The sequence below is a fragment of the Gluconobacter kanchanaburiensis NBRC 103587 genome (assembly GCF_007988905.1).
In the GTDB taxonomy this organism is placed as follows: Bacteria; Pseudomonadota; Alphaproteobacteria; order Acetobacterales; family Acetobacteraceae; genus Gluconobacter; species Gluconobacter kanchanaburiensis.
The window spans coordinates 178,756-193,062 of the sequence record NZ_BJVA01000003.1 but is presented as its reverse complement, the minus strand read 5'-3'; the positions used below and the strand labels follow the sequence as shown (position 1 = coordinate 193,062).

Annotated in this window: 12 protein-coding genes and 1 riboswitch; of the genes, 7 read left to right on the top strand and 5 right to left on the bottom strand. The window is 60.0% G+C overall.

Features of this window, described 5'->3' with window-relative positions; translation table 11 throughout:
* Window positions 1-94 precede the first annotated feature (94 nt).
* The 4 genes from GKA01_RS03990 to GKA01_RS03975 all read right to left on the bottom strand — a co-directional run bounded on the left by GKA01_RS03990 (window position 95) and on the right by GKA01_RS03975 (window position 6,964).
* Window positions 95-1,615, bottom strand: a complete 1,521-nt coding sequence (locus GKA01_RS03990; protein ID WP_228119892.1) for an efflux transporter outer membrane subunit — start codon at window positions 1,613-1,615, stop codon at window positions 95-97.
* Window positions 1,612-4,722: an efflux RND transporter permease subunit gene (locus GKA01_RS03985; protein WP_146859423.1), complete on the bottom strand. Its 3,111-nt coding sequence runs from the start codon at window positions 4,720-4,722 to the stop codon at window positions 1,612-1,614. The genes GKA01_RS03990 and GKA01_RS03985 overlap by 4 nt, the downstream gene beginning before the upstream one ends.
* Window positions 4,723-4,740: 18 nt before the next feature.
* On the bottom strand, window positions 4,741-5,877 hold the full coding sequence (locus GKA01_RS03980) for an efflux RND transporter periplasmic adaptor subunit (RefSeq protein WP_146859421.1): 1,137 nt from the start codon (window positions 5,875-5,877) through the stop codon (window positions 4,741-4,743).
* 280 nt (window positions 5,878-6,157) lie between these two features.
* The gene (locus tag GKA01_RS03975) at window positions 6,158-6,964 is read right to left on the bottom strand and encodes an OmpW/AlkL family protein (protein ID WP_146859419.1); all 807 of its coding nucleotides are present in this window, start codon (window positions 6,962-6,964) and stop codon (window positions 6,158-6,160) included.
* A 271-nt stretch (window positions 6,965-7,235) separates the two neighbouring features.
* Between GKA01_RS03975 and GKA01_RS03970 the strand changes: the two genes are divergently transcribed.
* Window positions 7,236-7,832: a Crp/Fnr family transcriptional regulator gene (locus GKA01_RS03970; protein WP_146859615.1), complete on the top strand. Its 597-nt coding sequence runs from the start codon at window positions 7,236-7,238 to the stop codon at window positions 7,830-7,832.
* Between the two features lie 74 nt (window positions 7,833-7,906).
* Window positions 7,907-8,362, top strand: coding sequence for a hypothetical protein (locus tag GKA01_RS03965; RefSeq protein ID WP_146859417.1), 456 nt, complete (start codon window positions 7,907-7,909; stop codon window positions 8,360-8,362).
* Between the two features lie 60 nt (window positions 8,363-8,422).
* Here the strand turns inward: GKA01_RS03965 and GKA01_RS03960 are convergent, their stop codons facing one another.
* Window positions 8,423-9,862 (bottom strand): cryptochrome/photolyase family protein, encoded by a 1,440-nt coding sequence (locus tag GKA01_RS03960; RefSeq protein ID WP_146859415.1) that lies wholly within the window; start codon window positions 9,860-9,862, stop codon window positions 8,423-8,425.
* A gap of 198 nt (window positions 9,863-10,060) precedes the next feature.
* Between GKA01_RS03960 and GKA01_RS03955 the strand changes: the two genes are divergently transcribed.
* The 5 genes from GKA01_RS03955 to ribH all read left to right on the top strand — a co-directional run bounded on the left by GKA01_RS03955 (window position 10,061) and on the right by ribH (window position 14,097).
* Window positions 10,061-10,264 (top strand): entericidin A/B family lipoprotein, encoded by a 204-nt coding sequence (locus tag GKA01_RS03955; protein WP_146859413.1) that lies wholly within the window; start codon window positions 10,061-10,063, stop codon window positions 10,262-10,264.
* Window positions 10,265-10,442: 178 nt separating this feature from the next.
* A riboswitch (FMN riboswitch) is annotated at window positions 10,443-10,600 on the top strand.
* Between the two features lie 116 nt (window positions 10,601-10,716).
* Complete coding sequence (ribD, locus tag GKA01_RS03950) at window positions 10,717-11,751, top strand: bifunctional diaminohydroxyphosphoribosylaminopyrimidine deaminase/5-amino-6-(5-phosphoribosylamino)uracil reductase RibD (RefSeq protein WP_146859411.1); 1,035 nt, start codon at window positions 10,717-10,719, stop codon at window positions 11,749-11,751.
* Entirely contained in the window at window positions 11,733-12,371 is a 639-nt protein-coding gene (locus GKA01_RS03945) for a riboflavin synthase (protein ID WP_146859409.1), read from the top strand. The genes ribD and GKA01_RS03945 overlap by 19 nt, the downstream gene beginning before the upstream one ends.
* Window positions 12,368-13,621 (top strand): 3,4-dihydroxy-2-butanone-4-phosphate synthase, encoded by a 1,254-nt coding sequence (gene ribB / locus GKA01_RS03940; protein WP_146859407.1) that lies wholly within the window; start codon window positions 12,368-12,370, stop codon window positions 13,619-13,621. Before GKA01_RS03945 ends, ribB begins: the two co-directional genes overlap by 4 nt.
* A complete protein-coding gene (ribH, locus tag GKA01_RS03935; RefSeq protein ID WP_146859405.1) occupies window positions 13,618-14,097 on the top strand; it encodes a 6,7-dimethyl-8-ribityllumazine synthase in 480 nt (159 codons plus the stop codon). Before ribB ends, ribH begins: the two co-directional genes overlap by 4 nt.
* Window positions 14,098-14,307: the final 210 nt, after the last annotated feature.

The following is a 14,307-nucleotide window of genomic DNA, read 5'->3' as shown; positions in this document are numbered from 1 at the left end:
CGCAAAGGGACGCGGTCCCTTTGATCCCGATTCCAATAAAGCGGTTTCCAAAGGCCCCCGGCCTTTGGCGGGTTTCAGGGCAGAGACCTGAATTTTACCAAGGCAGCAGAGACTTCCCGAGCGCTTTCTGGGCCGCTGGCGTCATGCCCATGTCATTGCGGTTCCACCATCCTCCACCAAGAGACTGGAACAGCCCGACGCTGTCGGAGAAACGCGCGCCCTCGGCCTGAACATAGGCCAGACGCGCCTGCGCATCCGTCTGCTGGGCTTGCAGCAGCACAAGCTCGCTGACATCTCCCAGACGCAACTGCCCGCGCGCAATCGTCATGCTCTGCGTCGTGGCCTTCAGAAGGTCTTCGTCGGCCTTCAGGGCATCGGCGTCGAACGTGACGGCATGCAGGCTGTCCGCCACGTCCTGAATGGCGGACAGGACGGTCGCCTTGTAGGTCTCGTTGGCCTGAAGCAGGTTGTCGCGCGCCTGACGCTCGGCATGCAGGAGCGAACCACCCTGGAAGATCGGCTGCATGACGGTCGCAGCAATCGTCCAGTTGCCATAGCCGGGCTTGAAAAAGTCGCTCATAACCCCGACCGCTTGCGCCGGCGTTGCGCTGAGCTGCACGTTCGGCAGACGGTTGGCGATGGCCACGCCGATCTGGGCGCTAGCGGACTGGATCTGCGCCTGCGCGGCGCGGATGTCGGGGCGCTGGTTCAGCAGGTCAGACGGGAGCGAGACCGGGAGCACCTTCGGAAGGGTAAACTGCTCCAGACGGAACTCTGGCAGCGGCGAGTTAGGCGTAACGCCTACCAGAACCGCCATCTGGTCCCGGGTCTGGGCCAGTTGCAGGTTCAGGCCCGGCAGCGTCGCCTCAAGCTGGGCCACAGACGCCAGTTGCTGGACCATGTCCTGTCGGGATGCGTTGCCGATGCCCTGCTCGGCCGTCACGATCTTCAGCACGGCTCGCTGGCTGCGGATGAGTTCGTTCGTAGCGTCGATCTCGGCCCGGATCGTGGCTTCCTCGATCGTCGCGTTCACGAGATCGGAAATCATGGTCAGCGCTGTGGCTTCAAGCTGGAACTTCTGCAGGTCCGCCTGCGCTCCGGCGGCCTCGATCGCACGGCGTGTCCCGCCCCAGAGATCCGGCACATAGCCGATATTCAACTGCGCGGTGTGGACGTTATAGAGCCACACATTCGAGTTCGGAACCGGCGAATAAACGCGCGAGGTCTTGTTGCGTGTCGGGTTGAACGAGGCGGACAGCGTCGGATACAGGCCAGCGCCCTCGATCCGGCGCTGTTCCCAGGCCGATTTCAGCCCCTGCTGCATAGCGCGCAGCGACTGGTTGTTGGCAAGAGCCTGATCAACGAGCGCATTCAGGGACGAATTACCGAACACCGTCCACCACTGTCCCGGAATATCCACGCCCGACTGGAACTGCTGCGGTACGGTCGCACCTGTGACACCGTGTCCGACGGTCGCGGTCAGGGGCTGGCCTTGATAGGCCGCGTTCTTCGGCAGGTCCGGGCGGTGGAAATCCGGCCCGACCGCACAGGCGGAAAGCGCTGTCAGGCACAGCAGAAGCGATGCATGACCGTACTTCATGGAGCGCATCTTCATGATCCGACTCCCTCTGTGGCAGGTTGCGGACGCTTCTTCGCATCCCGGCGTTCAACCCACATCTCAAGCTCACTGAAATAAACCGGCAGGGCGAACAGCGTCAGCAGCGTGGCAATGCCCAGACCGCCCACCACAACCGTCGCCAGTCCGCGCTGTACGTCCGTGCCCACACCCGTGGCGAGGGCTGCCGGCAACATGCCGGCCGTTGCCACAGTCGCTGTCATGAGAACGGGACGAAAACGTTCGGCGGCACCTGCAATGGTCGCGTCTCTTACGGCAAGTCCCTCCACCCGGTGACGGTTGATGCTGGCAATCATGATGATGCCGTTCTGCACCGCCACCCCGAACAGGGCGATGAAGCCCACGGCGGTGGCGATGTTCAGCGTCTCGCCCCGGACATGCAGCGCGATCAGGCCACCCAGCGTCGCCAGCGGCACGACGCTGAGGATCAGCAGAGCCTGACGGATCTTGCGGAACTCGGCAAAGAGCAGGACCAGCATGACGGCGAACATCACGCCCAGCGCGATCATCAGGCGCTTCTGGGCCCGTTCTTCCTGCTGGAAGGAACCGGCCCATTCGAGCGTATATTTTTCCTTGTCGTAGTGCAGTTGCTGGTCGATGCGGGTCTGCGCTTCCGCCAGATACTGCGAGAGCGGTCGCTTGCCGTTGTCCACGCGGATGGTGATCTGGCGATGGCTCATTTCATGGGCGATATTGCTCTCACCCATATGCAGCCCGACATGGGCGACCTGAGACAGCGGAATATAGGCGCCTTCCGCATCCAGAAGCGGGATCTGCGACAGAGCCTGCATGTCCTGCAGATCCTTGCGACGGATATGGAGTGTCGCGTTGTAGAAACGGTCATCCACATAGACGGTCGTGATCGGGGCATCGCCGATCGCGTTCGACACGACATCAGAAATATTCGAAATGCTGATGCCGTAGCGAGCCGCGGCCAGACGGTCGGCCTGCACATCGATCTGTGGAATGCGAGGCTCCTGGAAGATCGACGCTTCCGCCGTTCCCGGGACATGATGGAGAATGTCCACGATCTGCTGGCCGATGCGGCGCAGTTCCTGGAAGTCATTACCATAGACGCGCAGGACGAGCGGGCTGTGTGCACCGCCGACCAGATCGCTCATATTGTCCTGAATCGGCTGGCTGATGCCAAAATCGATGCCCGGAATACGGGACAGACGCGCGCGCAGACGTTCGACGAACTGCGCCTTCGTCTCTCCGGACGGCCACTGGTCATAGGGTTTGAGACCGACCGGCATTTCGATATGGGACGGTGTCCAGGGGTCGGTCCCGTCGTCGGAACGGCCAAGCTGCGTCAGAGCATAGGAGGTTTCAGGGAACTCGCGGACGGCATGCCGCAGTTCGTTGGCAATAGACTCGCCTTTCTCCAGCGAAATTCCGGTTGGCATCTGGACCTGAAGCCAGAGCGAGCCTTCATCCAGATCCGGCAGAAACTCGCGCCCGATCGAGACCCCCAGAATCACGACCGCGACCGTGGCCGCAACACCGGCGCCATAGGCGATCAGCGGACGGTCAATGAAATGGCCGAGCCAGTGCGTGTACCGTGCATGCAGCCATTCAAGTGGTCGATTGTGCCAGATATGCTTGGGCTTGCGCAGCGCCAGATAGGTCAGAGCTGGAATGAGTGTCAGAGCGCAGAGCAGCGCACCCAGCAGCGCGAAGCTGACGGTATAGGCCATCGGACGAAAGAGCTTACCCTCGCTGCCCTCGAACGCGAAAAGCGGGCTGTAGGCCACAATGATGACGAGCGTGGACGAAAAAATCGCCCGTCCCGCACGCTGCGCGACCGGCAGGACCTCAACAGGATCGAGCGCCTCGGTCGGGCGCTCCTCGCGGATGCGGAGAATCGTCTCGGTGATGACGATCGCACCATCCACGATCACGCCGAAATCGATGGCACCCAGCGAGAACAGGTTCGCTGACATCCCAAAGCTGTGCATCAGCACGAACACAACCGACAGCGCCAGCGGGATGGTCACGGCCGTGACGATGGCACTGCGGGGGCTGCCAAGGAACAGGGTGAGGATCACACCGACGAGGACGATACCCTCAATCATCGTTTCCGTGACCTTGTGGGTCGTGGACAGGACGAGATGGTCACGGTCCATATACGGCACGATACGGACATGACTTGGCGCAAGCTGTTTCTGGAGCTTCGCCACCGTGCTGTGGAGACCGTCGAGCACGAGCGAGGGATTTTCCCCGCTCAGCATGGTCACCACGCCTTCGATGGTATCAGGGTTCTTGTCCTTGCCAAGAATACCCTGCCGCACCTGATGCCCGAACTGGACCTGTCCCAGATCCTTGACGAAGACCGGTACGCCCCCATGGCTGGCAACGACGACGTTGCCCATATCATCCAGCGTATGGATCATGCCGATCCCGCGGATAATATAGGACTGCTCGCCCCGGCTGACGCGGCCGCCACCGGCATTGACGTTGCTGTTGCGGATGGCCGTCAGCACGTCTTCAAGGCCGACGTGGTAGCGCATCAGGGAGGCGGGATCGAGAACGAGCTGATATTCGCGCGTCAGACCGCCGAAATTATCCACGCTGACCACACCGGGAACGTGCTGGATCGCGGGGATGACGGTCCAGCGCTGAAGATCCGACAGTTCCAGAAGATTCTTGTCGTCGGATTCCAGCGTGTAGCGGTAGATCTCGCCGCTCGGTCCTGAAATCGGGCCCAGCGACGGCATGGCGCCGTTGCTCAATGGATTGTTGGCGAGCTGCGTCTCGACGAGCTGACGCGCCGCGTAGACATTCGTGCCTTCACGGAAGATCAGTGTGATCAGCGACAGGCCGAAGGTGCTGGTCGAGCGGCTGTCCGTCACACCCGGAACGCTGGCCAGCGTCCGCTCGAGCGGGATCGTGACCTGCTGCTCCATTTCCTCAGCCGCCAGACCCTCCTGCTGGGTCGTGATGGACACGCTGACAGCGCCCAGATCCGGGTAAGCCTCGACCGGCAGGATCTTCCATGAAAGTCCGCCAAGAAGGGCAAGGATCAGGGCGGAAAAGAAAACGATATTCCGGTGGTTGAAGCACCAGGAGATGAAACGTTCGATCATCAGCTCAGGGCCACCGGATTAGTCATCATTCAGGAGAATGGCACCGCTCGTCACGACGCGTTCGCCTGCGGAAAGGCCATTGAGAACACGCACACTGTCGCCCTCATCGTAGCTGATGACGATGTCGCGCCTCTGGAAGGCGCGGGGGGCGGTCTCAACAAAAACAGAGACCTGATCGTTGTTCATCAGGAGAGCGGACTTGGGGATGATGATGTCACTGCCTTGGGGCACGTTCAGGGTCGCGTTCACGAACATGCCGGGACGCAGGGCACCGTCGGTGTTCGGACAGGCAACATAAGCGTTGACCCGACGCGTGTCGGCGTGAAGGGTTGGATCAAAACTCACCACGCGTCCTGAACAGGTCCGACCGGGGAAGGCGTCGAAACCGACGGACAAAACGTTCGTATCGCTGATCTGGGACAGGTTGTCCTGCGGAATGGCGGCTGCGATCCAGACTTCCGAAAGATCCAGAACCGTCATCTGAATGGCTGTCGCATCTGTGATGTTTTCGCCCGGGGCCATGGTCGTCATGGACACCACGCCATCTACCGGGGAAACCAGCGGCGCTTCGCCCTGTGCTGCATAGCCTGGCCGTGCGCCAAGAACCTGAAGTCTGCGCTGCGTCCGCTCGGCTTCTGCCTGAGCCTGTGCCAGATCGTTGCGGGCGGATTCGAGATCCTTCACAGCGTTACCGCCGATCGCCTGAACTCCTTGTGCGCGGGTATAGGCCCGTCGAGCGAAATCGAGGGCCGCGCGGGCACGGCTGTCGTCAGCCCAGGCCTGATCCAGATCACTGGCGGCAATCGTGGCGAGAACCTGTCCCCGATGGACCTTCTCCCCCAGATGGACCTGAACACCTGTGATCCGTCCGGTGACGGGCGCATAGACATTCACCTGACGATCAGGCTCCGCCATGACCTGTGCGGGCAAGGTGAGGTCATGGCCCCGGGAAACACTGGCAACCGGCTGAATGGTCAGGCGTTTGGCAAGAGGGCTGCCGTCGCGCACGACAAGTCTGCCCTGCGACTGCATCACCATTGGGGCTTCGGCCGTGGCAACGGATGAGTGCGGGGTGCGGAACCGCACGACGACGACAAGAAGAATGGCCAGGCATAGCAGGCCTATGGCCAGCGCGCCGACGCGTGGAACGCGCATGCTGATAGAAAACCCCGTAACTCTGTCAGAACAGACGACCCGTTTCGTCCGGAACGTCTGAAAGATGATATATCTGCCACCAGTCAGACATTTTCATGGCAGATGGCCTGACCATGCCCATGGTAGCACGACAGATGTCACATAAGGAAATGAAGGGACTTTTGCACTTCCCGAATGATCTCATTGCAAAAGTTTTATGAGATTGCCACAAAAATGAAAAAAAACGGCCCCTCTCAGGAGAGGGGCCGTTTTTTTCAAGATCCGTATCCTGACCTGAGAATCAGAAGCGGTATTCGATACCAGCGCCGACAACGGTCGGGTCAAGGGAATCATGAGCCGTAATCTTTGTGGTCTCGGCATTGTTCTGCGCCCAGGCATGGACCCGCATAAACATCTGCTTCACATCGAAATTAAAGAACCAGTTGCCGACAACCTGATAGTCGAAACCGACATTGACGGACGGGCCACCGGTCACGCCGAGGTTCAACTTCTGGGTCAGCGGGCCACCTGCAGGAGACACGTTGTGAAACCATGCCAGCGTGGCGCCGACACCCACATACGGATTGAAACGCTTGTGTGGACGGAAATGCCAGGCGAACGTGACCGTCGGTGGCAGAACCCAGGCGCTACCGACATCGACCTTACCCAGACCCGGAACGCCTTCAGCAGCGATTTCATGACGCGTGCTGGCCGCAATCAGGTCCACAGATACGTTATCCGTGAAGAAATACTCAAACGTCAGTTCCGGCATGACCTGACGCGTCGCCTTCACGCGACCACCAAGATGGGCGCCGTTCAGTGAGAGGCTGCTGTCACGGTCCTCCGGCAGAACACCAAGAGCGGACAGACGGACGATGAAATCGCCCTTGCCAAGACCAATGCGTGTATTGGCGCAGGTCTGGAACAAGCCGCAGTGACCCGATGCAGGAGCATGGATGTTTACGGTCGGGACGGGAGCGGCCGTCATCGGGGCGCTGACCATGACCTGGGGAGCAGTGACAGGGGCCGCCTGGGGCACCGTCTGGGCAAACGCCGGGGTTGCAACGGCACCGACTGCGGCGGCCAGAGCGAGAGCGTTAAATTTCATCTGAGTGTTCCATCAACATTCGTTGAGCCTCACAAAGCACTCCCTCCTCCCCATCACCTTGACCTGAATCAAGTCTGGTAAATTATGTGGTAGTGTGGCTGAAAGTCATCAGGGCGCATTCAGCGCAACGGAAACGGGGTTCATCATGTCGGCGTCACAGGGTTCAGACGAGATTCATGATCGGTGTGCACACTGCGTGGGGCGACGTCTGAGTATCTGTAACAGTATTGACGACTGTGATCTGGCAATTCTGGCCAACGAGTCTTCGCGCATGACGGTCACCGACGGGCGCTCCTTTATAGAAGAGGGCGCGCCGGCTCATGATTTCTTTGTCGTGACGGGAGGGAGGGTCAAGCTCTTTACTCTTCTGCCGGATGGACGTCGCCAGATTACGGGATTTGCGGAAGGCGGAGATTTTCTGGGGCTCGCGGCCTCCACCAGCTATGCATTCGGAGCAGAGGCACTCGGGGGGGCTACGCTCTGCCGCTTTCCCCACGCGGGAATGCAGCGTCTGACGGAACGTTTTCCCAGTCTCGAACACCGGTTGCGGGAGGAAGCGTCCCGCGAGTTGGCTCTTATGCAAGCCCGCATGACCCTGCTTGGGCGTAAAACGGCCCGCGAGCGGGTCGCCACCTTTCTGATCGAACGGTGCAGTGCGCTGCACGGATCCGATGTGTCGCAGCCCGTCGAACTGGACCTTCCGATGCCCCGCACCGATATCGCGGATTATCTCGGACTGACTATTGAAACAGTCAGCCGCATCCTCAGTGCATTCAAAAAAGAGAAATTCATCAGTATCAGAAGCATTACACATATTACACTTCTGATGCCGGAACGGATCTCGATGATCGCTGAAGGCATGGAATAAGGCCTTCTTCATAAAGGCCACATTCCCGCCATCAGAACGTGCTTTGATTCATCCATCCGTTTACAGGAGATGTTATGAATTTCACCCTTTTTTCCCGCTCGATGCTGGCTGCAGGACTGATTGCCGGAGCGGTTTCCTTTGCTCCACAGAGCCGCGCAGCCGATACGCAGGCCTCTACAGCCTGCCAGCAGACAGGCCAGAATGATGTCATTGGCCGTCTGGCACAGCGGGAAGACTGCCTCAACAGCAAGGTCCAGAACTACCAAAAGCAGTCAAAAGAGGCACAGGCGGCCCGTGAAAAGCGGATTCAGGACCTGAAGGACAAATATACGAATGCCCCTGCGAACGAGAAGGCCCGTCTGCAGAAGCAGATCAGCAATGAGCAGGGCAAACTGACGAACCTGCGCGACCAGCAGAGCCAGCGCCTTCAGCAGTTGAAGAATGCTCCCAAGGAACAGCGCGACCGCCTTAACAATCTGGGCACCAAAGCCCGTGGGGATGTCAGCAACTTCCTGAACGGCGGCCTCTGAACTGCTTTTCCGCCCTGCTCCGGCGGGGCGGATTTCAGACTTCTTCAGGCTTTCAGTGACTCATAGTTCCCTGAAAGCCTGAAGAGCCCGGTCCCGCCCTTCTTTCAGGTCGACAATCGGATGCGGATAGGTTCGGCCAAGCTGGACACGACCTTTTCTCAGGTCATCGTCTTTCGCAGCCCAGGGCTCAAACAGAGCGCGACCTGAGAGCCCACGCAGTTCCGGCACCCACTGACGGATGTAATCTCCGTCCGGATCGAATTTCTCAGCCTGTCTGGTCGGATTGAAAATCCTGAAAAAAGGCGTGGCTTCGATCCCCGTTCCCGCGACCCATTGCCAGTTCATGGCATTGTTGGCGAAATCCGCGTCCACCAGCGTGTCACGGAACCAGGCGTCCCCTTTTTTCCAGTCAATCAGAAGGTGCTTCGTCAGGAAGGAACCGACAATCATGCGCGCCCGGTTGTGCATCCAGCCTGTCTGCCAGAGCTGACGCATCCCCGCGTCCACGATCGGCACACCGGTCCGGCCCTGCTGCCATGCCTTGAGATCTGCTGCATTACTGCGCCATTTCAGTCCTGAAAACTTCGGATTAAGGTTTTCGAATGGAAGCTTCGAGAGATGATACAGGGTGTAACGCGCAAATTCCCGCCATCCGAGTTCTGACAGGAAAATTCTTGGACCTTCTGTATGGGCTCCATATTTCTGAATGGCTGCCCAGACCTGCCGCGGCGAGACGGCTCCCGAAGCGAGATAGGGCGACAGGCGGGATGTTCCCTCCTCCGCCACCCGATCACGCCCCGTAGAGTAGTGGGCAACGGAATGTCTGAGGAAATCCTCAAGATGTTCCTGCGCCTCAGACTCTCCTGGCTCCCATGTTTTTCTGAAATCCACCGCCCAGTCAGGAGCGTGCGGGCAGAGATCATCCTCGTTCAGTCTTGCATCGGACAGGATGGAGGAGGGAACAACACGAAAGGACAGACGGGAGGGCGCCTCTAGCGGTTCAGGGACAGCATGAGTCTGGAGCGCCTTCCAGAACGAGCCGCAGACCTTGTAAAATCCACCCTGTTTCGTCTGCACGGTTTCAGGGTCCACCAGAACCGTGCCCCAGTGAGGACGAACCTCACATCCCTGCTGTTCCAGTGCTGTCCGGATACGGTCGTCCTGCGCCCGCTCCTTTTCATGCAGTCGATGATGCCAATAAACCGAGGTTGCGCCTGTCAACTTCGCGAGTTGGGGAAGCAGCTTTTCGGCAGACCCCAACAATGTCAGCAGCGTTCCGCCCTGTTTCTTCAGGTCCCGTCGCAGATCCGCCAGCGCTCCATGCAGCCACCAGCGGGCAGCGGCTCCCAGAGGGTGAAGGGCTGGCGTAATGTCATCAAGAACATAGAGACAGATCAGCGGCCGGTCTGAATCTGCCGCTGCATGCAGAGCAGGATGGTCTGCCATGCGCAGATCGTCTCGAAACCAGACGATGGCAGGGAGGGGGCTGGAACTGGGCATGGATTCTCACAACTGGGGAAAACAACTGACAGAGCGCATGAAGGGTGGGTTCGTTCAGAAAGGTTGCACCGTACCTGTCCAGGTCATGGTTGTCCTGAAGCGGCTGATGATCTGTCGAAGAAAATTCTTTTGCTGCTGTGAACCTTTGTCCGTGCATGTCGTTTACAAGGCAAAACGCTCTTTAGAGGATTTCCACCGATGTCAACCAAGTCCTTTGCAAAGTCCTTTTCCCGTTTTGCCCTGTCTCTGGCTCTGCTGTCGGGTGCGGGCGTTTCGCTTTCAGCCTGCAATACCGTACATGGCGCCGGGCAGGACGTAAGCTCCATCGGGCACAATGTCTCCCGTGGCGCTAATGCGACGCAGGATGCGATCCAGCGCAATACCAACGCATCCACGCACTGAACACTTCTGTCCCGCACAGAAATTTCGAAACCGCCGGTCTTGTGATCGGCGGTTTTTCTATATCTATGAGCTGATCTATCCTTTCACCTGACATGACGCCTCTCTGTCAGGTGAAAGACGAAAGTGGATTTTTGCTTGTCATTCCCGTCCGGACGGTTCCATAGTTCCTCCTGAACACAGACGTTCTCAGGGCGGGGTGAAATTCCCCACCGGCGGTATTGGCGGTTTTCCCCGCCTCAGCCCGCGAGCGCCTTCCGGATTTCGGTCCGGAAGGGACAAGCAGATCCGGTGAGACTCCGGAGCCGACGGTCATAGTCCGGATGGAAGAGAACGCAGCACTTGTCCGGTCGCGGACAGGTTGGGCACTTGCAGTCCCGCCTGTTTTTCGCTCCGGCTGAGGGCAGCGTGCGCCTTGCGGACGTCCCGATCGTAACGGGACCAGAAGACGCAACTTGCCTGACCAGACCACCCTTTCCGACACCATAGCACCAAGCGCCATTCGCAATGGGTTTCGTGCGACCATCTCGCAGGCTGTCGAGACCTTTGGTGCCACAGCACCCAACCCATCCGTCGGATGCGCGCTGTTGGATGCGGAAGGTCGTATCCTGACAATCGGCGCTCATCCACGCACAGGGCAACCCCATGCCGAAGCGATGGCTCTGGCGCAGGCCCGGACGGCAGGCGTGCTGGATCAGGCACGGGTGGCTCTTGTCACGCTGGAGCCATGCAATCACACCGGGCGCACCCCTCCGTGCAGCGAAGCCCTTCGCAACAGCCCGGTTCAGGAGGTCTGGATTGGTGCAGCCGACCCAAACCCGCAGGCCTCTGGCGGAGCCGCCCGGCTGCGCGAAGAGCCCAGTGCAAAACGCGTGATCATGCTGGCGGACCGGCCGGAGATGGCCGATCTGGCACGGGACTGCCAAGCCCTTCTGGCGCCTTTCGCAAGCCGCGTTGTCCGGCACCGCCCGTGGATCAGCGTAAAGCAGGCGCTGGACGAACACGGCTCCATGGTGCCGCCGCCGGGGCAGAAAACCTTCACATCTCCGGACTCGCTCGTCCTCGCGCATCGCCTGCGCCGGGCAACGGATGCGATCATCACCGGGATTGGCACCGTTCTGGCGGACCGACCACGCTTCACGGTCCGACATGTTCCGGACCATGAGGACCGCAAACCCCGCCTGCTCGTCGTCTGCGACCGCCACGGCCGTCTTCCGGCAGACTGGACAGCCGAGATGACGCAGGCCGGGTTCGACGTCATTTCCAGCCATGATCTGCTCTCGGTCCCCGCCATGCTGGCGGAGCGGGGTGTGAACTGGGCGATGGTCGAAGCGGGACCTGCCCTGCTGGCCTCAGTGTCCGAAGCCGGGCTGTGGGATGACTGGCTCACCATTCATAAAACTGCGGGCGCTGACCGCATCGACCTGAAATCGCGGGACGAGAGCCCGCTGCGACTGCTGAGGGAAAACGCATGTTCTCTGGAATCATAGAGCGTCTGGGCACAGTCCGCTCAGCATCCGTCCGCGACAAGGCCATGGACCTGGCCGTGGAGACAGGCTTTCCCGATCTGGAACTCGGCGAAAGCGTGGCGGTCAATGGCGTGTGTCTGACGGTCGAGACCTTCGATGCAGCGGGCGTGGCGACATTCCATCTCAGCGGCGAGACGCTCTCCCGCACACCACTGGATCAGCTCAAAGCCGGATCGCGCGTCAATCTGGAACGCGCCGTTGCTGCCAGCACGCGTCTTTCAGGCCATATCGTGCAGGGTCATGTGGATGGCGTGGCGACCCTCGCCAGTGTTGAAAAAGCGGGCGATTCCTATGCCCTCCGCGTGTTCGTCCCGCAGGCACTGCGCCAGTATGTCGTGGAAAAGGGCTCCATCACCTTCGACGGCATCAGCCTGACGGTGAACGATCTGCATGATGACATCACGCGCGGCAATCAGGCCGGTTTCGAAGTCGGCCTGACGATCATCCCGCACACCTGGGAACACACCAACCTCTCCACACTGTCGGTCGGGGACCGGATGGATGTGGAGGTCGATGTGCTTTCCAAATATGTCGAGAACCTGCTGCGGTTCTCCCCCAGCCTTGGAAAGGTGGCCTCATGAAGCCGTCCCTGAAAGCAGCCATCGAGGCCATCCGCGCCGGTGGCATGGTCGTCATGGTCGATGACGAAAACCGGGAGAACGAGGGCGATCTGGTCATGGCGGCACAGTTCGCCACGCCGGAAGCCATCAACTTCATGGTCCGCGAGGCGCGCGGGCTGATCTGCCTGCCGCTGGAAGCCGAACAGGCCGACCGCCTGGCCCTGCCCCCGATGGTGGCACGCAACCGCGACCCGCGCGGCACGGCCTTCACGGTTTCGATCGAAGCGGCAACAGGTGTGACGACCGGCATTTCTGCCGCCGACCGCGCCCGCACGATCGTCATCGCCGCCAATCCGACTGCGACACCGGAAGACGTCGTATCACCCGGTCACATTTTCCCGCTTCGGGCACACCCTGAAGGCGTTCTGGGCCGCAACGGTCATACGGAAGGTTCGATCGACATCGCGCGTCTGGCCGGGCTGGAGCCCGCAGGCGTGATCTGCGAGATCATGGCCGATGACGGCAGCATGATGCGCCTGCCCGAACTGCGAAAATATGCCGCACGCCACAACATGCCCATCGTCAGCATCGCGGATCTTCAGGAGTGGTGCCGCGAGCATGGCCGTGGGCCCGTCGCAGACCATGACCTGATCTGCACCCCCGTTCCGGCTGCAGGCGAAATGGTGGCCGAATCCGCCCTCCCCAGCATTTTCGGCGGCCACGATCTGCGCATTCATGCCTTCCGCGCTGTCGATGGCGTAGAACATGTCGCGCTGGTGAAGGGCGATCCATCCAAAGGCGTGCCGCTGGTGCGTCTGCATTCGGAATGTGTGACGGGCGATGCGCTCGGCTCCATGCGCTGCGACTGTGGCGCGCAGCTCCGCGAGGCTCTGGAGCGGATTTCGGCATCCGAATCCGGCGTGCTGGTCTATCTGCGGGGCCATGAAGGCCGTGGGATCGGACTGGCCAACAAAATCCGCGCCTACGAGCTTCAGGATCACGGTATGGATACAGTGGAGGCCAACGAAGCTCTCGGCCTGCCCGCCGATGCCCGCGAATGGGATGCGGCCGCCGACCTGCTGCGGCATCTGGGCGTGAGTTCGCTCCGCCTTCTGACGAACAATCCGGACAAGGAATCTAACCTCGTCCGCTTCGGCTTTGACGTGCAGTCCAGCGAACGGCTGGAAATCGAAGCCAACCCTTTCAACCGCGCCTATCTTGCGACAAAACGCACACGGATGGGCCATTTCCTTCAGGAACAGCCGGCATGAGCAAGCATATCCCCGTCGCCCCCGACCTGCGTCTTTCGCCTGCGCCGAAAATGGCCATCGTGGTCAGCCGCTTCAACACGAACATCACGGGCGGCCTGAAAAACGGTTCGCTCGAATGGCTGGAAGAGCGCGGCATCACGGATGTGGACGTCTATGACGCGCCTGGCGCTTTCGAACTGCCGCTTCTGGCCCAGCGTCTGGCGAAGTCCGGCAAATATGAAGGCGTGATCTGCCTTGGCTGCGTCATCAAGGGCGACACGGCGCATTTCGAGTTCATCTCGCTCGGCGCGACCATCGGCATCATGCAGGCCCAGCTTGCCACCGAAGTGCCGATCGCTTTCGGAATCCTCACGACCTACACAGAACAGCAGGCGGTCGACCGTTCACGGGCGGATGCAGAGAACAAGGGCCGCGAAGCAGCGGCAGCCTGTGTGGAAAGCGTAGCCTTTCTCCGCAGCCTTCCCGGCCAGCCCTGAACAGCGTGTAGCCCGACGGTTGCGGTCTGTTTTTCGCGACTGTTCGGGCTCCATCTTCTGACAAGACGTTTTCACCCGAAAGCATATGACAGACTAAATATTCCGTCAGACTTGCAATTGAACGCAGATTTTGGTATATTTACCGAATGCAGAAGAGTATTCATTTAACTCTTTGCAACATTCCTGAAAATATATCAGATATTCCTTCCC